The following is a 17,029-nucleotide window of genomic DNA, read 5'->3' as shown; positions in this document are numbered from 1 at the left end:
CCTGGTTTTCGCCTCGTTTACGCCGCTTTCGAGACGCGCCCGACACGCTCGCCGGCGCGAGACGTGTTATCGTAGGGTGGGTCGTCGATTGAATTGGAGAAAAGCGAGATGCGAAGGGTGTTTGGCGGCGTCGCGCGCGCAAGAGGCGCAAGCCTCTGCTTCTACGCCGTAGGATTAGCCCTCTTCCTTTCGGGCAGGCCAGCCCTGGCTCAGCAGTCGCCACATCCGGCGCCGGCTGCGCTCCCCTTCTCACTCCCGTTTCCGCCCTTTGCCGCCCCTCCCGTGGCGCGCAACGACGCAGCGACGCCGCATCCCCCGCCGTCGGGAAGCGCGACGGCCGGAGGCAATCTCAGCAAGTTCGAGGCGCGCCGCGTCCGCCACGCCTGCCAGGAACGCGCCAATGAAAAAGCGCTCAAAGGCCAGGCTCGCGAGGACTTTCTTCTCGGCTGCGTTTTCGGGCGCTCGGCGACGAGACGGGCCGTGCGCCGCGAATGCCGCAAGCGAGGGCTCGCCAAAGGACTGGACAAGGCGGCGTTGCACGACTTCATGCATCAGTGCACAGAGGCGCTCTACGCCGGCCAAAAGCCGGCCGAATGAACCCAGAGAGGCCGGACGTCTCCGTGACCGCGAGCGCAATGAAGAGAATGGGGCCGTTGCTCGCGCTTGCGCTCGCCGGCGCTGCGCCTGCGGCCGCGCTCGAAAGCGGCGAGCTTGGCGCGCTTCTCGCGCAATGCGCCGCCTGCCACGGCTCCGACGGCGTCGCCAAGGACGTAGAGATTCCCAATCTCAAGGGCCAGCACGACCGCTACATTGTCGAGCAACTGCGCAATTTTCGCTCCGGGAAACGCAAAAGCGCGGAAATGCATCATGAGAGCCGCCATCTCACCGACGAGGAGATCGAGGCGCTGGCGCAATATTTCTCGCAAATGCCGCACTGAATGAGCGGCGGCGGGGGAAGTCGTCCGCCGCGCTTCCGTTTCCCGGCCAAACTTGTCATACTCGCGGGCATGCGGATACTTGCGATTGACACGGCCCTACCCGCGGTCTCCGGCTGCGTGCTCGATCTCGGCGCCGCCGCGCCGCTTGCGATCGAAACGATACCGATGGAGCGCGGCCATGCGGAGGCGCTGCTGCCGCTCGTCGACCGCCTGCTGGCCTCGACCGAGGGAGGATTCGCCTCACTCAACCGCGTCGCGGCGACGGTCGGGCCGGGCTCCTTCACGGGAATCCGAATCGGTCTAGCCGCCGCTCAGGCGATCGCCCGGGCGCTCAAAATCGAAGCCGTGGGCGTCTCGACGCTCGCCGCCCTCGCGGCCCCGCATTTTTCGGAGCCCTTCGAGGGACTGCTGGTTCCCTCGGTGGACGCCCGCCACGGCCAGGTTTTCGTCGCCGCCTATAGCGCGTCGGGACGCCTGGTCCTGCCGCCGCAACGCATGGTGGCCCGCCAGGCGGTGGAGTCGCTCCGGGACTTCATCGGCGAGCAGGACGGGCTGCATCTCGTGGGCTCGGGCGCGACAATGCTCGAGCGGGCGGCGCGCGGCGCGCAGATCGGCTCGGCGGTCCTGGACTCCGCCGTCGCGCCCGACATCGCCTGTGTCGCGCGGCTTGGCCTCCTCGCCGATCCGCGGGAGGCGCCGGCGCGCCCGCTCTATCTCAAGTCGGCCGATGTGACCATGGCGGGCGGCGCCGCGCCGCCGGTCGAGGCGTGAGCCGTCCATGTCGCTGATCAAGGGTTTTTTTGTAAAGCCGACCTTCTCGATCCGGCCGATCGGCCCCGAGCGCGCGGAGGACTGCGAGCGGCTGCACGCCTTGGCCTTCCACTTCCCCTGGTCGAGCGCGGATTTCGAGTCCTATCTCGCCGAGGCGGCCATCATCGCCGACGGCGCGGTCAACGAGGCCACGCCCTCGGAGCCGCTCGGGGGCTTCGTGATCTCGCGGCTTCTGCCCCCCGACGCCGAGCTTTTGACCATCGCCGTCGATGTAACGCGGCGCGGCGCGGGGCTTGGTCGCGCGCTGCTCGAAACCCATCTCGCCAATCTCGAGCGCGGCGGCGCGCGGCTCGTGTTTCTCGAGGTCGCCGACGACAACCCGCCGGCGCTGGCGCTCTATGCGCGCGCCGGCTTCAAGACCATCGGCCGCCGCGAAAACTACTACCAGCGCGCCGGCGGCGAGAAGCGGGCGGCGCTGACGATGCGGCTGGAGATTTGAGGTCGCGATTCTCTGCGACATCCCAGCGGAGCCTCCGCAGGAGGAGGTTGGGGAAAGAGCGCCCATTGTCCCTCGGCGCCCATGGCTTCGGCTTTCTCAAAGCCGGGAGGCGTATTATGATTAACAGGGCGTAGACCTCACGGGAGCCACAGAGATTACCGAAGACGCAAAGACGATCCCCTCGGAGGGCGGCCGGAGCCCAGCCAGAGCGCTGGTGCGGTCCTACGGCTGCCAGATGAACGTCTATGACGCGGCGCGGATGTCGGATCTCTTGGCCAAGGAAGGTTACGACGCGGCGGCGCGCGAGGAGGACGCCGAGCTCGTCGTCCTCAACACCTGCCATATTCGCGAGAAGGCCGCCGAGAAGATCTATTCCGAGCTCGGACGCCTCGCCGTGCTCAAGGAAGAGCGCCGCGCGCAGGGGAAAAGCCTCGAGATCGTCGTCGCCGGCTGCGTCGCGCAAGCCGAAGGCGAGCTCGTCATGCGCCGCCAGCGCGCCGTGGACCTCGTCGTCGGTCCGCAGAGCTATCATCGTCTCCCGGCGCTCTTGAAGGAAGCCCGCGAGGGCGCGCGCGTCGCCGACACGGATTTCGCAGCCCGGGAAAAATTCCAGGCCTTGCCGGCGCCGACGAAGGCGCAGATCGCGGCGCGCGGAGTGTCCGCCTTCGTCACCGTGCAAGAGGGCTGCGACAAATTCTGCTCCTTTTGCGTCGTGCCTTACACACGCGGAGCCGAGATTTCGCGGAAAGTTGAATCCATCATCGAGGAGGCGCGCCGGCTCGTCGACGGCGGCGTGCGCGAGATCGTGCTGATCGGACAAAACGTCAACGCCTATCGTGGCGAGGACGAAGCCGGGCGCTCGACGCCTTTGGAAGGGCTCTTCGAACGGCTCTCGGCCTTCGACGATCTGACGCGCCTGCGCTACACGACGAGCCACCCCGTCGACATGACGGAAGGGCTGATCGACGCGCATGCGTCGCTCGAGAAGCTCGCGCCTTTCCTGCATCTCCCCGTGCAGTCGGGCTCCGACCGCGTGCTCAAGGAGATGAATCGGCGCCACGACGCGCGCCATTATCTCGACGTTGTCGAGCGCCTGCGGCGCGTGCGGCCGGACATCGCAATTTCCTCCGACTTCATCGTCGGCTTCCCCGGAGAGACGGAGGAAGATTTCCAGGCGACGCTCGCGCTCATCGACGCCGTCGAATTCGCCTCGAGCTTCTTCTTCAAATATTCCCCCCGCCCGGGCACGCCAGGCGCCGAGCGCGAGGATCAGATCGACGAGGACACGAAGCGCGATCGTCTCGCACGCCTCGAGGCGCGCGTCGAAGCGCAGCGCCGCGCCTTCAACGCGGCGACAGTCGGGCGGACGCTCGAGGTCTTGTTTGAAAAGCAGGGACGCCATGACGGCCAGATCGCCGGCAAGAGTCCCTATATGCAGGCGGTCCACGTCGATGGCGACGAGGGGGAGATCGGGCGGCTGCGCCCGGTCAAAATCGTCGCCGCCGGTCCCAACTCGCTTTCGGGCGAGATCGTCGAAGCGCGGGAGTTTGCATGAACGATATGGCGCGCGTCTCTCGCTCCGACAGCGAGCCCCAGCGCGAAAACGACGCCGAGGTCACGCTCGCTTTCGACGATAATCGCCGCGCTTCCTTGCTTTTTGGCCAGTATGATCAAAATCTCGTCAAGCTCGAGAGACGCTTGCGGGTCAGCTGCGTTGCGAGCGGCAATCACGTCACATTGAAGGGCGACGCCGAGGCTTGCGAGCACGCGCGACGGGCGTTGGAGACGCTCTATGCGCGGGCGCAGCTGGGGCTCGAGATTTCGCCCGGCGACGTCGAAGGCGCGATCGAGGAAACGACGCGGCAGAGGAGCCTCTTCCCCGACTCGGCGGTTGGCTTCGATCAGATCGGCACCCGCAAGCGCGGCCCGGTGCGTGCGCGCAATCGCGCGCAGGATCTCTATCTGCGCGCGCTCAAGCGCTACGAGCTCGTCTTCGCGGAAGGACCCGCCGGCACGGGAAAGACCTGGCTCGCGGTCGGCCATGCGGTCTCGCTGCTCGAGAAGGGCGTCGTGGAGCGCCTGATCCTTTCGCGTCCCGCCGTCGAGGCCGGCGAGCGGCTGGGCTTCCTCCCCGGCGACATGCGCGAGAAGGTCGATCCGTATTTGCGGCCGATATACGACGGCCTTTATGATTTCATGGACGCGCGCATGGTCGAGCGTGGGATGCAGACCGGCATGATAGAAGTTGCGCCGCTCGCCTTCATGCGCGGACGGACGCTGACGAAAGCCTGCATTCTGCTCGACGAGGCGCAGAACGCGACAACGATGCAGATGAAGATGTTCCTGACGCGGCTCGGCGAAGGCTCGCGCATGATCGTGACGGGCGATCCCTCGCAGACGGATCTTCCTTCCGGTCAAAAATCGGGACTGAGCGAGGCGATCACGCTGCTCTCCGGCCTCGATGAGATTGGACATGTGCGCTTTTCGGAGGGCGACGTCGTGCGGCACGATCTCGTTCGCGCCATCGTCTCCGCTTATGAGCGCGCTCAACGCCGGCCTTCGGATCGCGGATGACGGATCCCACGGTCGAGCTTATCGTAGAGCTGCCGGCTTGGCGGACGATCGCGGATCTCGAGGGACTCGCGACGCGCGCCATCCAGGCGAGCCGCCGCGAGAGCGCGGCGAAGCTCGCGAGCGGCTGCGAGGTTGCGATCACCTTCTGCGACGACGCCGCGATCCGCGCGCTCAACGCGCAATGGCGCCAGCGCGACGCCGCGACGAACGTCCTGTCTTTCCCGACGCCCGGTCGCCACGAGGAGAAGCTGCTGCTTGGCGACATTGTGATCGCCCATGAGACGGTGGCCCGCGAGGCCGCAGAGCAAGGCAAGACGATTGAAGATCATACGACGCATATGATCGTTCATGGATTTTTGCACTTGATCGGCTATGATCACGAGACCCCCGACGAGGCGGACGTCATGGAGGCGCTGGAGCGGCGCATCGCCGCCGCGCTGGGCTTGAGCGATCCTTATGAGCGAGAGCCGGGGGAATTGAGCGAAGGCGATGTCGTCAAAGAGTGAAAGCGTTGACGCGGAAACATTTTCGAAGCCTCCCGCCAGGGGCGGCTTTTTGGAAAAGCTGCGCGCGGCCCTAGGCCTGACGCCCAGTTCTGTGCGCGAGGAGCTCGAGGACGCGCTGGACGACGCGGCGGCGGACGTCACCGCGCAGGAGCGCACGCTGCTCAAGAACGTGCTGGGCTTGCATGAGCTTCGCGTCGCCGACGCCATGATCCCGCGCGCCGATATTATCGCCGCGCCGCGGGCGTCGAGCTTGCGCGAGATTTTGGCGCTTTTCCGCAGCGCCGGACACTCGCGCCTGCCCATCTACGGCGAGACCCTGGACGATCCGATCGGCATGCTGCACATCCGCGATTTCGTCGATTATCTGGCCGAGTCGGCCGAGAAAACGCGCGGCGACGACAAGGATATGAGCATTGCCGCCATCGATTTCTCCTCGACGCTCGAAGGCGTCGATATCTTGCGGCCAGTGCTCTTCGTGCCGCGTTCGATGCCGGCGCTCGATCTTCTCGTCAGAATGCAGGCCATGCGCACGCACATGGCGCTGGTGATCGACGAATATGGCGGGACGGACGGCCTCGTCTCGATCGAGGACATCGTCGAGATGATCGTCGGCGACATTGAGGACGAGCACGACGTAAGCGAAGCCCCGCTTGTCGAACGACTGCCCGGGGGCGACTTTCTGCTCGACGCAAAGGCCGATCTGGACGAGGCCATCGAGGAGATCGGCGTCGACTTTCGCGAGGAGGACACGCCGCAGGAAGTGACGACGATTGGCGGGCTTGTCGCCTATCTCGCCGGCCATGTTCCGCCCCGCGGGGAAATCGTGCTGGCCCCGGTTCCGGGCTATGAATTTGAAATTCTGGAGTCCGATCCGCGCCGCGTGGGCAAGCTCAGGCTGCGCGTCAGCCCACCACAAGAAGCGCCGCCGGAAATTGAAAAAAGTTAGAGGAAGGGAACTTCTTCGGTAAAGATACGTATTCGCTAAAAATCCTGCCTTTTTTCTGACGGTTGTTGTAAGGCGAATCGAGCGCGTTAGCCTCGATTTCAATCGTGAGTCTCGCCAACAGCCCCAGCGCCCTTCAAAGTTGCCGATGCGTGTCTTGTCATCGGCTCAAGTTTCGGCCATTGTGTAGTCCGTTAGACAGATTTCCCCTTGTGGCAGTCGCCACGGAGGAGATTGGCGTAAGTCGTTAATGATGGGAGTAGCCATGACGATCGCAGCGCCAGACCCCCAGGTTAGACAGCGCCTTCCGCGCGTAACCGCGTTTCGCAATGTTCGCTGGTGCGCGCTTTGGGCTGTCCTGGTCGCTGTTTCTTGCGCCCTTGTGCTCAATCCCAATGTATATCTGCAATTCCCGGCGCTACTGCTCTTTCTTTATGCAACGCAAGCTTTCATTGCCGAGTATATGGGAGTACGAATCTCAGTCGACTGGGTGTCGGCGCCGCGGCGGCTGCCGGGTTTGTGGGCGCCACGGCAGACGCCGTGGATATGGCCCATCGCCGTCTTCTGGAGAACCTATGGCTCGCCTTCCGAAATCGAAGGGCTGACCTCGCTCAGCGCGGAAGGACCTGGCGTCGTCGAATTGCAGTGGATGCGCGGCGGGCGTATCTGGCTTCTCCTTTCCGGCAGAGACAGCAAGCTCGCGTTCTTCGAATCATTGCGTCGCTATCGACCGCAGGTTCGCATCTTCCGCGAAGTCAGAAAATTCCACGACTACAGAGAAAATAGACCCGATTTAGCCTAAACCCGCCTTTCGGAAGTAATCGCAAGACAGGTTCGCAGTCCTTCGCCCCCTATTTTCCAAGCAATTCCTTCATTCTCGCGAAAAACCCGGTCGATTCGGGATGGGTGTGGTGCGAGGATTCCTTCTCGAACTCCATCAAAAGCTCGCGCTGGCGCTTGGTCAGGCTTTGCGGCGTCTCGACGCTGAGCTGCACATGCAGATCGCCCTGGTCGCGCCCCCGCAGCACCGGCATGCCCTTGCCCTTGATCTTGAGCTGGCGCCCCGACTGCGCGCCCTCCGGGATCTTCAGCTTGCATTCGGAGCCGTCGATCGCATGCACGACGATCTCGCCGCCGATCGCCGCGCGGACCATTGATATGGGCACGCGACAATAGAGATCGGCGCCGTCGCGCTGGAAGAAGCTGTGCGGCTTGATCGAGAGGAAGATGTAGAGATCCCCCGAGGGGCCGCCGCGCAGCCCCGCCTCGCCTTCGCCTGCAAGACGGATGCGCGTGCCGTCCTCGACGCCGGCCGGGATGTTCACGGAGAGCGTGCGCTCCAAGGTCTTGCGTCCCGAGCCGGCGCAGGCGGGACAGGGCTGCTCGATGATCTCGCCGCGGCCCTGGCAGGCCGGGCAGGTGCGTTCGATTGCGAAGAAGCCCTGCTGGGCGCGCACGCGCCCATGCCCCGCGCAGGTGGCGCAGGTCTTGGGCTTGGAGCCCTTTTTCGCGCCGGAGCCGCCGCAGGCGTCGCATGTGGTCGAGGTGGGCAGCTTCAACGTCGCCGTCTTGCCGGTGTAAGCCTCCTCGAGCGTGATCTCCATATTGTAGCGCAGATCCGAGCCGCGCTCGCGGCCGCCGGAGCGACCGCCGCGCCGACCCATCACGTCGCCGAAAAGGTCTTCGAAAATATCGGCCATCGAGCCGAAGCCCTCGGCCGAGAAGCCGCCCATGCCGCCGCCTTGCTCGAAAGCGGAGTGGCCAAAACGATCATAGGCCGCCCGCTTCTGCGGATCGGAGAGCGCTTGATAGGCCTCGTTGATCTCCTTGAAGCGCGCCTCGGCCGCCTTGTCCCCGGGATTGCGGTCGGGGTGGCATTCCATGGCCGCCTTGCGGAAGGCGATTTTCATCTCGACTTCCGTCGCGGTCCGCGTAACGCCGAGGGTCTCGTAATAGTCGCGCTTGGCCATGTCCGTCGTTGTCTGATCCCTGCGCCCGCGCGGGGCTTTGAAGGCACGCTCGCAGCATTTATGAAGACGGCGGCGGTATAGCAGGTTTCGCCAGTCTGTCAGCAGGCCCGATGTAAGGATTAAGCAAGTCGAACGCCAGAGCGGGCTCGGCGGCGTCGTCTCCTGCCTGACGCGCAGGGCTCTGCGTCCAGCGAGTCCCATGCCACAAGCGTCAACCGCGCCGCGCCGCCATCGGCCGACCGGAGAAGCTTCGCATGAGAGCGCGATGCGAGAAATTTGGAAGAGAAGCCGCGCGCTCGGAAACCGCGCCGCCTAGGGCATGTCCCGGAAAAGTGCGAAGCGGTTTTCCCGTCAGGACATGCTCCAAACTTTTGAATTGGCGCGATTCCTTATCGCTCGAACGATTCCGTTCGAGCGGGAAACGCGCTAGCGAAAATCTAACCGCAGGACTCGTCAATCTTCAGGCGAAGCGTTCCGGCTCGCGCGCCCTTCGATCTCCTCCATGTCCTCGTCCGAGAAACCGAAGTGGTGGCCGATCTCATGGACAAGCACGTGCGTGACGATATCGGCCAGCGTCTCCTCGCCATCCGCCCAAAAGTCGATGATCGGACGCCGATAGAGCCAAACGAGATTGGGCTGGTCGCCCGTCTCCGCGAGATGCTCTCTTTGCGTGAGCCCCGCTCCGCGAAAGAGGCCGAGCAGATCGTACTCGCTCTCGCACTCCATCTCGTCCAGCGTCTCATCGTCGGGAAAATCCTCGACTCTGATGACGAGCCCTTCGCAAGGGGCCGTGAAGCGCGAAGGAAGGCTCGCGAAAGCGACGCGCGCGAGCGTTTCGATGTCGTCGAGCGTCGGCGCCTTGAGCGCCGCGAAAGGCAGTTCCGGGCTTGGCTCGGTCATGGGGCGTGTTCCCTCCCTGTCCCTCCCCCGCAAGCGGGAGAGCGGACCCTAACGATCAGCGGTCTCGATAAATCCCCGAGTCTACCCCCTCTCCCGCCACAGCCCGTCATAAGACGGGCGTCTAAAGACGCCCTATGCGGGGGAGGGCCGGGGAGGGGACCCATCATAGCCACTCCCGCACGTCGACGAAGCGGCCGGCGATCGCGGCGGCCGCGGCCATCGTCGGCGAGACAAGGTGGGTGCGGCCTTTGAAGCCCTGCCGGCCCTCGAAATTGCGGTTCGACGTCGAGGCGCATCGCTCGCCGGGCTCAAGTCGATCGGGGTTCATCGCGAGGCACATGGAGCAGCCCGGCTCACGCCATTCAAAGCCCGCGTCGATGAAGATCTTGTCGAGACCCTCGGCCTCGGCCTGCGCCTTGACCAGTCCCGAGCCCGGCACGACCATCGCCGCGACGCGCGCGTTGACACGCTTGCCACGCGCGATCTCCGCGGCGGCGCGCAAATCCTCGATCCGCCCATTCGTGCAGGAACCGATGAAGACGCGGTCGATCTCGATCTCCGTGGGCTTCTCCCCGCCGCTGAGGCCCATATAGGCGAGCGCGCGCAGGATCGCGGCCCGCTTGCCGGGGCTGGCGGCGTCGTCTGGCGTCGGCACGCGGCCGTCGATCGCGATCACGTCCTCGGGGCTCGTGCCCCAAGTGAGGATCGGAGGCAAATTCGCGGCGTCGAGCGTGACGATCTGATCGAAATGCGCGTCCTCGTCGCTCGCCAAGGATTCCCAGTAGCGTCGCGCGGCGTCGAATTCGGCTCCTTTCGGCGCCTTTGGCCGATCCTTGAGATAGTCGAAGGTCTTCTCGTCCGGCGCGACCATGCCGGCCCTGGCGCCCGCCTCGATCGACATGTTGCAGACGGTCATGCGGCCTTCCATCGAGAGGTCGCGGATCGCCTCGCCGGCATATTCGATCACATGCCCGGTGCCGCCCGCCGTGCCGATCTTGCCGATGATCGCGAGCACGATGTCCTTCGCGGTCGCGCCGGGCGCGAGCTTGCCGTCCACACGCACCAGCATGTTCGCGGCCTTCTTCTGGATGAGCGTTTGAGTCGCGAGCACATGCTCGACTTCCGACGTGCCAATGCCATGCGCGAGCGCGCCGAAGGCGCCGTGCGTCGACGTGTGGCTGTCGCCGCAGACGATGGTCGTTCCAGGGAGGGTGAAGCCCTGCTCGGGGCCGACGATGTGCACGACTCCCTGGCGGCGATCATGCTCATTGTAATATTCGACTCCGAACTCGCTCGCATTCGCCGCAAGCTGCGCCACCTGCGCGCGGCTTTCGGGATCCTCGATCGGCTGCGAGCGATCGGTGGTCGGCACATTATGATCGACGACCGCGAGGGTGCGCTGCGGCGAGCGCAGCTTCCTGCCGCTTGTGCGCAGCCCCTCGAAGGCCTGCGGGCTCGTGACCTCGTGAACGAGATGGCGGTCGATGTACAGAAGGCAGGCGCCGTCTTCCTGGCGATCGACGACGTGATCGTCGAAGATCTTGTCGTACATCGTGCGCGGCGCGCTGGAACTCTTTGACATTTTGTGAGAATTCTCCTCAGGCTGGCGTCTACGCCCTCGTCTGGAAGGCTATTTACGCGCCCGGAGCGATTTCGCAAAGCCTCTCGGCCGCCTACCGCCCTCGGTTAAGAGGGGAAGACAAAAACCTCGGGCCGAGCTAAGCGAAAGACGGCGGCGCCAGGGGCGCCATGAGCGTTTCAGTCGAGAGGAGGAAAATCGCCAGATGACCCGCCCTAGGATCGCTCCCTATCTCACCGTCACGCCGGCGGCGGCGGCGATCGCGTTTTACACGGCGGCCTTCGGGGCGAAGCAAAGGGCGCTAATGCCCTCCCTCGACGGGTTGCGCATCGCCCATTGCGAATTATTGATCAACGGCGGCTCCGTGATGCTCTCCGACGCCTTTCTGGAGCTTGGCCAGTCGCGCTCGCCAATGCCGGGCGAGCAGGTGACCATGTCGGTGAGCGTGGAATATGACGAGCCGAAAGAGGTGGACGACGTCTGCGCCCGCGCTTCGTCTCTGGGCGCCAAGATCGAGACTCAGCCGACGAATACTTTCTGGGGGACACGCTATGCGTCGATACGCGACCCTTTCGGGCATCGCTGGATCTTGAACGCGCCGCTCGAAAAGAAGAAATGAACCGCGCCGATCGGGTGAAGCCGCCTGCCCGCGAGTCCTCGTCCAGAGGAGGCTCCGTAGGAGCCGTCTCGAAGGATGAGGGCGGGGCGGGGATTCAATGGTTTTCCGCATTGCGCGCTGAACTTTTAGAATCGATCACGTTTTCTGCGGCCTTTCCGCCTGAGATCTAGCGCGCCCCGGAAACGACGCTCGCAATGCGCTTTTGGGAAGCCGGGAGGCTGGAAATGGCGGCGAGCTTCGACGTTCTCGAGGCTTCCTCACACGCCAGCGCGAGGCGGGAAAGAATTGCGACGGGCATGCTGAAGGGGATCGCGGTGTTGGTGCTGTGGTCTGTGGGGATCCATATCTCGGGAAGACGCCCCCAGGAATTCAGCAGGCCGAGGCCGTCGAAATTCCCCAAGAACTGTATGTAGCGCTTGACCGGCGCCGTCTCCGAGATGGGGCAGCCGAAGGTTGTCACCCATAGCCGAGAGGAGACGCTCGGATCGACCGCGCGCACTGCGTTTTCGATGACGAGAGCGCCCTTGCTGTGGCCGAGCAGCACTGAGATCTGCGGCGCGTGGTTCAGCAAGGCGTGCAGCACGTCGGAAGCAGGGTTGCCGGTGAGAAAAGCCTCGGCGCCAGCGCCTCCCTGATGCGCGTCCGGCAAGGTCTGTACGAGGTTCTTGCCCAAGCATGCGACGAGAGGCGAAGCGATGGCGACCCATCGATGCGCCAAGCCTTCGAGCCAGCCCAGGACGCCGAATCCATACCAGCCGCCGAGCCCCTGGCAGATGACGTCGGCGACGCCGTAGCCGGGCACGATCGCCGCGACGCGCTGGCCAAGCGCCATCGAGGCGTTCCATGCGAATGCCGCCGAGCCCAGCGCCGAGCTGCCGACGCCGGTGATGGTGACGGTTCTGACATCGGTTCCGGCGCTTCTCAGCCAGACGATGAAATCGTCGACGCGATCGAAGCGCGTGACGAAGGGCGCCTTCGCAGAGTCGACCACGAGTATGCAGCCTTCTGGATTGCTCAAGGCGCCGAGGTCGAGCACGCCAAGACCCGCTGCTTCAATTGCAAGCGGCGCCTCCGGCATGCCGAGCGCCAACAGCACGGGCGCGGGCGCGGTCCAGACAAGCTCTCCTCGCCATAAGAGCTCTGTCATCAGCACGCCGACGTCGTAAAAATAGGCGTCGAGCGCAGCGTTCGACAAGCGAAGGATACGCAAGGCGGGCTCGACGAAGTCAGGCGGAATTTCGAAGATAGAGAGGGGCGAGGTGAAGTCTACTTGCAACATTCTCATCTCCTGAAAATCGGATTGCCGCGTCGCAGCATATAGGCCTCTCCACGTTAGTGGCGATGCGGCTTGGCAAAGCGCCGTTCAGGAGACACGCAATCGAATGCGCTCGCAATCTCTCTGATCGAAACTGCTCTTTTTCAAAGGCCGCTTTGCGCTTCTTTGGCGCGCGCTACGCCAGCCGCGCGCCGCGCGAGAGGCTGCGCCCGCGCGCGAATTCAGCAAAATCCATCGGGCCTTTGCCGGAGCGCTGCACGCGCAGGAGACGCAAGGCGCCGTCGCCGCAAGCGATGAGCCCTTCGTCGTCGAGCGCTTCTCCCGGCTCACCCTTCGCCGCCTCGACTCGCGTCTTCAAAACCTTGACCCGATCCAGGCCCTGGCCGAGGTCGGCTTCGAAAAAGGCTCCGGGAAATGGCGCGAGGCCGCGAACGAGATTATGCAAGTCTTTCGCGGACCGCCGCCAGTCGATACGCGCTTCGCCTTTCTCGATCTTCGCCGCATAGACCGCGCGGGCGTCGTCCTGCGGCGTGAAGATGAGCGTCCCCTGCTGGAGCGCCTCCAGCGCGTCGGCCATTAGCGGCGCGCCGGCCTGGGCGAGCGCGTCATGCAGCTCGCCCGCCGTCATGTCCTGGGGAATCGCCACGCGCGCTTGCGTCGCCACGGGGCCGGTGTCGAGCCCTTCCTCCATGCGCATCACGCCGACGCCGCTTTCTGCGTCGCCCGCCATGATCGCGCGCTGGATCGGCGCCGCGCCGCGCCAGCGCGGCAATAGAGAGCCGTGCAGATTGAGGCAGCCGTATTTCGGCGCATTGAGGATCTCGCGCGGCAGAATCAGCCCATAGGCCGCGACGACGGCGACATCGACGTCAAGCGCCGCGAAAACCGCCTGCTCCTCTCTGGACCGCAGGCTCTTGGGGGTGAGCACCTGCAATCCGAGGCTCTCGGCGAGGAGGTGAACGGGCGACTTTTTGAGCTCCATGCCGCGGCCCGCCGGCCGGGCCGGCTGCGTGTAGACCGCGACGATCGCATGGCCGCGATCATAGAGCTCCCGCAGCAAGCCGGTCGCGAAAACCGGCGTGCCCATAAAGGCGACCCGCATCCGCGTCACGCGTCTTCCGGCTGGCGCTCCACGGCGCGCGCCTCGTGTCGCGCGGCCTTGGTGAATTTCTTGACGACACGCTCGCGTTTCAGCCGCGAGAGATGGTCGATGAAGAGCCCGCCTTCGAGGTGGTCGAGCTCGTGCTGCACGACGGTCGCGAGCAGTCCCTCCGCCTCGATTTCCTGCTCGACGCCCTGGCGGTCGATGTGGCGCAGGCGCACACGCGCCGGACGCTGCACATCCTCAAAATATTCTGGTACGGAAAGGCAACCTTCGTTATAGGTTGAAAGCTCCTCGCTCGCCCAGACGATCTGCGGGTTGATCAGGAAGAGCGGCGCGCGCGGCTCCTCTTCCTTCTTGGTGATGTCGATCGTCACGATTCTCTTGGCGTGGCCGACCTGGATCGCCGCGAGGCCGACGCCGGGAGCCTCGTACATCGTCTCCAGCATGTCGTCGAGGAGCTTCAAGATCGCCGCATCGACTCGCTCGACCGGTTGCGAGATGAGCCGCAGGCGCGGATCGGGAAGGGTCAGGATCGGAAGCAGGGCCATGGGAATGCGCCAGTTTAAGGGAGTTTGCTATGAGATAGGCGCGCCTGGGGACGGCGTCAAATCTTTGAGTCGAGAACCCTCCTCTCCGGGTCGCAGAGACAGGGCGCTCACCAGCTGATAAAGCCCTCGGCCATGCCTCCGTCCGACGTGACGCTCGAATCGCTTGCCGCCTGCCTCCCCCCAAAGGGCCGCTTGCTCGGACTCGACCTCGGGACGAAAACTATCGGCCTCGCCCTCTCCGACGTCGAGCGTCGGATCGCTTCGCCGTTCGAGACGATCCGGCGCACGAAATTCTCCGCCGACGGCGAGGCGCTGATGAAACGCGTCAAGGAGCTGGAGATCTACGGCCTCATCATCGGCCTGCCGCTCGAGCTCGACGGCAAGGCCGGGCCGCGCGCGCAGGCGACGCGCGCCTTCATGCGCAATCTCGCGAACCTCGCGCCGCCGCCGCACGCCTATTGGGACGAGCGTTTTTCGACCGCCCTCGTCACGCGAGAGCTCATCGCCCAGGACGCCTCCCGCGCCAAAAGGGCGAAAGTCGTGGACCGGATGGCCGCCGCCTACATTCTCCAGGGCGCGCTCGACCGTCTGGGGCGGCTCGACGCGTAAAAAACAGTCTCTTGCAACCCTAGAAGGCGGTTGCTAAATAAGACACGCTGTGGTTGTCTTTTTGCCCAGGGAGCTCGTCGGCTTGCAGGGAGGCGCAAGTCGGGTGTTCTGAGGAGCCATTGGAAATGAATGGATTGGCTAAACCCTCGGCGAAGCCCCCGGAAGGAGATGGCGCCGCGCCGCATCCGAATCAGGCAGACCTCGCCGCCTATATTGTTGAAATGACGGGCGAGCTGGCTCGGCTCGCCGGGGAAGCCGGCCTCCCAATGCTGGCCTATTTCCTCAATCTCGCGCATGTGGAAGCGCAAATCGCCGTCCGCGACCATGATTTGCTCCCGCCACGACGCCGCCTTCGACGCGCCGCCCCACTGAGCCGTCCCGCGGGGAGATAACGGCGTAGCGACAGTGGAAGGGAACGGGGCGAAAACCGTCTCGCCCCACTCAAAACGCTTTCCTTCGGATGACAGGATGTTCGGGATTGGAACCCGGGCGCGCAACCCGATCGCAAAAGTCTGTCGACCTTTGCCGAAATTCGCCTCCTATTTTCCGGTCTTCCCCGCGTCGTCGATGATCTTCGGCAACGCCGCCACATCCATTCGGCCGTCGAGCTTGACGCCATTCACGAAAAAGGTGGGCGTGGCGTTCACGCCGAATTTTTGGCCCTGCTCGGCGACCGCATAGATCGCTTTCTGCAGCTTTTCGTCTTTCAGCGTCTCTTCGAACTTCTCCTGTCCGATCCCGAGCTGCTTCACCGCATTGGCGAGGCTCTCGAAGGGCGTCTCGGTGAAGGCCCAATTTTTCTGCTGCGCGAAGAGGAAGTCGACCGCCGCATCGCGCTTGTCGCCCAAGGCGCGCGCCAGCATGAAGGCCGCCGCGGCGCGCTCGTCGAGCGGGAACTCACGCAGGATGAACTTGACTTTGCCCGTGTCGATGAAATCCTTTTTCAGCGTCGGATAAACGTCGTTATGGAAGGCCGCGCAGTGACTGCAGGTCATCGAGGCGTATTCGACGATCACAACCGGCGCGTCAGCCTTTCCCTCGACGATGTCGGGCAGCGCCTGCGGCGCGAGCAGCTCCACGAGCGGAACTTTCGTTTCCGTCTTTTCGGCTTGCGCCGGAGCCGTCAGGGGAAGGGCGAGGGTCAATGCGGCGGCGAGAACAAAGCGGCGAGAGGGCGCAAGTTTCTTTATCGTCATGGCGGGCTCCGTAGGGAGGAGGCAAAAGGACCAGCGTCCCGGCCGGCGACATAGCGCGCTTTGCGCTCGAACGAAATCGTTCGCGATAAAAATTTGCGCCGGTCCGGAATGCCGAAGCAAGCTGAAATCGCAAAAGTCTGTCAACTTTTGCGGAACTCGCGCCGGGGCAAGCGAGCAGGAGGCTAACGGCGGCGAATTCCCTTCGCCGCCGCCAGCGAGTCGATCAACGCGAATAATATTCGATGACGAGGTTCGGCTCCATGCGGACCGGATAGGGCACCTCATTGGCGTGCGGAACGCGGCTGAGCTTCGCGGTCATCTTGGTGTGGTCGACGTCGTAATATTCCGGCACGTCGCGCTCGGCGAGGCCGACCGCCTCGAGCACCGTCACCGCCTGCTTCGAGCTCTCCTTCACCTCGACGAGGTCGCCGGGCTTGACGAGATAGGACGGGATGTTCACGCGCCGGCCGTTCACGCGGATATGTCCGTGATTGACGAACTGGCGAGCGGCGAAGACGGTCGGAACGAATTTGGCGCGATAGACGATCGCATCCAGACGGCGCTCGAGGAGTCCGATGAGATTATCGGAAGAATCGCCCTTGAGACGGATGGCTTCCGCATAATATTTGCGGAACTGCTTCTCCGAGATGTTGCCGTAATAGCCCTTGAGCTTCTGCTTCGCCTTGAGCTGCGTGCCGAAGTCGGAGGGCTTGCCCTTGCGGCGCTGGCCGTGCTGACCCGGGCCATATTCGCGCCGGTTCACGGGGCTCTTCGGGCGGCCCCAAATGTTCTCGCCCATACGGCGGTCGATTTTATATTTTGCGTCTGCGCGTTTGGTCACGTAGTTCCTCTTTCCTCATCGCGTTGCGGCGAACGCGCGAAAGAGGGCGCGCACGCGATCCCATTAGGATCGCGGTGCTTGAAACCCGCGTTTCGCGCGCGACTTGCGGAAGCTCCGCAAGGCTCGAAACGCGCCCTCCTCTGCCGATTTCTTTA

20 protein-coding genes are annotated in these 17,029 nt (G+C 64.3%); 12 read left to right on the top strand and 8 right to left on the bottom strand.

Annotated features, from left to right (window positions below; translation table 11 throughout):
- Window positions 1-108 precede the first annotated feature (108 nt).
- The 9 genes from QMG80_RS03125 (at window position 109) to QMG80_RS03085 (ending at window position 7,033) form a co-directional block, all read left to right on the top strand.
- On the top strand, window positions 109-597 hold the full coding sequence (locus tag QMG80_RS03125; RefSeq protein WP_085771486.1) for a hypothetical protein: 489 nt from the start codon (window positions 109-111) through the stop codon (window positions 595-597).
- Between the two features lie 23 nt (window positions 598-620).
- Entirely contained in the window at window positions 621-938 is a 318-nt protein-coding gene (locus QMG80_RS03120; protein ID WP_245300191.1) for a c-type cytochrome, read from the top strand.
- Window positions 939-1,007: 69 nt separating this feature from the next.
- Window positions 1,008-1,709: a tRNA (adenosine(37)-N6)-threonylcarbamoyltransferase complex dimerization subunit type 1 TsaB gene (gene tsaB / locus QMG80_RS03115; protein ID WP_085773639.1), complete on the top strand. Its 702-nt coding sequence runs from the start codon at window positions 1,008-1,010 to the stop codon at window positions 1,707-1,709.
- Window positions 1,710-1,716: 7 nt separating this feature from the next.
- A complete protein-coding gene (locus tag QMG80_RS03110) occupies window positions 1,717-2,208 on the top strand; it encodes a GNAT family N-acetyltransferase (protein ID WP_085771485.1) in 492 nt (163 codons plus the stop codon).
- Window positions 2,209-2,383: 175 nt separating this feature from the next.
- Entirely contained in the window at window positions 2,384-3,763 is a 1,380-nt protein-coding gene (miaB, locus tag QMG80_RS03105) for a tRNA (N6-isopentenyl adenosine(37)-C2)-methylthiotransferase MiaB (RefSeq protein ID WP_281926419.1), read from the top strand.
- Between the two features lie 5 nt (window positions 3,764-3,768).
- Window positions 3,769-4,782: a PhoH family protein gene (locus tag QMG80_RS03100; RefSeq protein ID WP_245300259.1), complete on the top strand. Its 1,014-nt coding sequence runs from the start codon at window positions 3,769-3,771 to the stop codon at window positions 4,780-4,782.
- Window positions 4,779-5,288, top strand: coding sequence for an rRNA maturation RNase YbeY (gene ybeY / locus QMG80_RS03095; protein WP_085771482.1), 510 nt, complete (start codon window positions 4,779-4,781; stop codon window positions 5,286-5,288). The genes QMG80_RS03100 and ybeY overlap by 4 nt, the downstream gene beginning before the upstream one ends.
- 49 nt (window positions 5,289-5,337) lie before the next feature.
- Window positions 5,338-6,234 carry a hemolysin family protein gene (locus QMG80_RS03090; protein ID WP_245300189.1) on the top strand — a complete coding sequence of 299 codons (897 nt, stop codon included), beginning with the start codon at window positions 5,338-5,340 and terminating at the stop codon, window positions 6,232-6,234.
- Between the two features lie 262 nt (window positions 6,235-6,496).
- On the top strand, window positions 6,497-7,033 hold the full coding sequence (locus QMG80_RS03085) for a hypothetical protein (protein ID WP_085771480.1): 537 nt from the start codon (window positions 6,497-6,499) through the stop codon (window positions 7,031-7,033).
- A 49-nt stretch (window positions 7,034-7,082) separates the two neighbouring features.
- Here the strand turns inward: QMG80_RS03085 and dnaJ are convergent, their stop codons facing one another.
- From dnaJ to leuC, 3 genes are all read right to left on the bottom strand, one after another.
- Window positions 7,083-8,201 carry a molecular chaperone DnaJ gene (dnaJ, locus tag QMG80_RS03080; RefSeq protein WP_085771479.1) on the bottom strand — a complete coding sequence of 373 codons (1,119 nt, stop codon included), beginning with the start codon at window positions 8,199-8,201 and terminating at the stop codon, window positions 7,083-7,085.
- 453 nt (window positions 8,202-8,654) lie between these two features.
- A complete protein-coding gene (locus tag QMG80_RS03075) occupies window positions 8,655-9,101 on the bottom strand; it encodes a metallopeptidase family protein (protein ID WP_085771477.1) in 447 nt (148 codons plus the stop codon).
- 163 nt (window positions 9,102-9,264) lie between these two features.
- Entirely contained in the window at window positions 9,265-10,683 is a 1,419-nt protein-coding gene (gene leuC / locus QMG80_RS03070; protein ID WP_085771476.1) for a 3-isopropylmalate dehydratase large subunit, read from the bottom strand.
- 202 nt (window positions 10,684-10,885) lie between these two features.
- Between leuC and QMG80_RS03065 the strand changes: the two genes are divergently transcribed.
- A complete protein-coding gene (locus QMG80_RS03065; protein ID WP_085771475.1) occupies window positions 10,886-11,299 on the top strand; it encodes a VOC family protein in 414 nt (137 codons plus the stop codon).
- A gap of 166 nt (window positions 11,300-11,465) precedes the next feature.
- Here the strand turns inward: QMG80_RS03065 and QMG80_RS03060 are convergent, their stop codons facing one another.
- From QMG80_RS03060 to def, 3 genes are all read right to left on the bottom strand, one after another.
- Entirely contained in the window at window positions 11,466-12,578 is a 1,113-nt protein-coding gene (locus QMG80_RS03060; protein ID WP_085771474.1) for a hypothetical protein, read from the bottom strand.
- A gap of 172 nt (window positions 12,579-12,750) precedes the next feature.
- Window positions 12,751-13,677 (bottom strand): methionyl-tRNA formyltransferase, encoded by a 927-nt coding sequence (gene fmt / locus QMG80_RS03055; protein ID WP_085771473.1) that lies wholly within the window; start codon window positions 13,675-13,677, stop codon window positions 12,751-12,753.
- Between the two features lie 5 nt (window positions 13,678-13,682).
- Window positions 13,683-14,228 (bottom strand): peptide deformylase, encoded by a 546-nt coding sequence (gene def, locus QMG80_RS03050; RefSeq protein WP_085771472.1) that lies wholly within the window; start codon window positions 14,226-14,228, stop codon window positions 13,683-13,685.
- Between the two features lie 132 nt (window positions 14,229-14,360).
- Between def and ruvX the strand changes: the two genes are divergently transcribed.
- Both ruvX and QMG80_RS03040 read left to right on the top strand, forming a co-directional pair.
- The gene (gene ruvX, locus QMG80_RS03045) at window positions 14,361-14,837 is read left to right on the top strand and encodes a Holliday junction resolvase RuvX (protein ID WP_085771471.1); all 477 of its coding nucleotides are present in this window, start codon (window positions 14,361-14,363) and stop codon (window positions 14,835-14,837) included.
- Window positions 14,838-14,962: 125 nt separating this feature from the next.
- Window positions 14,963-15,229 (top strand): hypothetical protein, encoded by a 267-nt coding sequence (locus tag QMG80_RS03040; protein WP_085771470.1) that lies wholly within the window; start codon window positions 14,963-14,965, stop codon window positions 15,227-15,229.
- Between the two features lie 147 nt (window positions 15,230-15,376).
- On the opposite strand, the gene QMG80_RS03035 is transcribed toward QMG80_RS03040, so the two are convergent.
- Complete coding sequence (locus QMG80_RS03035) at window positions 15,377-16,033, bottom strand: thioredoxin domain-containing protein (protein WP_085771469.1); 657 nt, start codon at window positions 16,031-16,033, stop codon at window positions 15,377-15,379.
- Window positions 16,034-16,256: 223 nt separating this feature from the next.
- Window positions 16,257-16,874 carry a 30S ribosomal protein S4 gene (gene rpsD / locus QMG80_RS03030; protein ID WP_085771468.1) on the bottom strand — a complete coding sequence of 206 codons (618 nt, stop codon included), beginning with the start codon at window positions 16,872-16,874 and terminating at the stop codon, window positions 16,257-16,259.
- Window positions 16,875-17,029 lie beyond the last annotated feature (155 nt).

Origin of the sequence: Methylocystis bryophila (genome assembly GCF_027925445.1) — a bacterium.
In the GTDB taxonomy this organism is placed as follows: domain Bacteria; phylum Pseudomonadota; class Alphaproteobacteria; order Rhizobiales; family Beijerinckiaceae; genus Methylocystis; species Methylocystis bryophila.
The sequence above is the reverse complement of the archived record's forward strand: the minus strand, read 5'-3'. Positions and strand labels throughout refer to the sequence as shown.

Excerpts from the sequence above, each read along its gene's own strand:
- QMG80_RS03125 (WP_085771486.1), top strand. The coding sequence starts at position 109 with ATGCGAAGGGTGTTTGGCGGCGTCGCGCGCGCAAGAGGCGCAAGCCTC.
- tsaB (WP_085773639.1), top strand. The coding sequence starts at position 1,008 with ATGCGGATACTTGCGATTGACACGGCCCTACCCGCGGTCTCCGGCTGC.
- QMG80_RS03110 (WP_085771485.1), top strand. The coding sequence starts at position 1,717 with ATGTCGCTGATCAAGGGTTTTTTTGTAAAGCCGACCTTCTCGATCCGG.
- QMG80_RS03100 (WP_245300259.1), top strand. The coding sequence starts at position 3,769 with ATGGCGCGCGTCTCTCGCTCCGACAGCGAGCCCCAGCGCGAAAACGAC.
- ybeY (WP_085771482.1), top strand. The coding sequence starts at position 4,779 with ATGACGGATCCCACGGTCGAGCTTATCGTAGAGCTGCCGGCTTGGCGG.
- QMG80_RS03085 (WP_085771480.1), top strand. The coding sequence starts at position 6,497 with ATGACGATCGCAGCGCCAGACCCCCAGGTTAGACAGCGCCTTCCGCGC.
- dnaJ (WP_085771479.1), bottom strand. The coding sequence starts at position 8,201 with ATGGCCAAGCGCGACTATTACGAGACCCTCGGCGTTACGCGGACCGCG.
- QMG80_RS03075 (WP_085771477.1), bottom strand. The coding sequence starts at position 9,101 with ATGACCGAGCCAAGCCCGGAACTGCCTTTCGCGGCGCTCAAGGCGCCG.
- leuC (WP_085771476.1), bottom strand. The coding sequence starts at position 10,683 with ATGTCAAAGAGTTCCAGCGCGCCGCGCACGATGTACGACAAGATCTTC.
- QMG80_RS03065 (WP_085771475.1), top strand. The coding sequence starts at position 10,886 with ATGACCCGCCCTAGGATCGCTCCCTATCTCACCGTCACGCCGGCGGCG.
- QMG80_RS03060 (WP_085771474.1), bottom strand. The coding sequence starts at position 12,578 with ATGTTGCAAGTAGACTTCACCTCGCCCCTCTCTATCTTCGAAATTCCG.
- fmt (WP_085771473.1), bottom strand. The coding sequence starts at position 13,677 with ATGCGGGTCGCCTTTATGGGCACGCCGGTTTTCGCGACCGGCTTGCTG.
- def (WP_085771472.1), bottom strand. The coding sequence starts at position 14,228 with ATGGCCCTGCTTCCGATCCTGACCCTTCCCGATCCGCGCCTGCGGCTC.
- ruvX (WP_085771471.1), top strand. The coding sequence starts at position 14,361 with ATGCCTCCGTCCGACGTGACGCTCGAATCGCTTGCCGCCTGCCTCCCC.
- QMG80_RS03040 (WP_085771470.1), top strand. The coding sequence starts at position 14,963 with ATGAATGGATTGGCTAAACCCTCGGCGAAGCCCCCGGAAGGAGATGGC.
- QMG80_RS03035 (WP_085771469.1), bottom strand. The coding sequence starts at position 16,033 with ATGACGATAAAGAAACTTGCGCCCTCTCGCCGCTTTGTTCTCGCCGCC.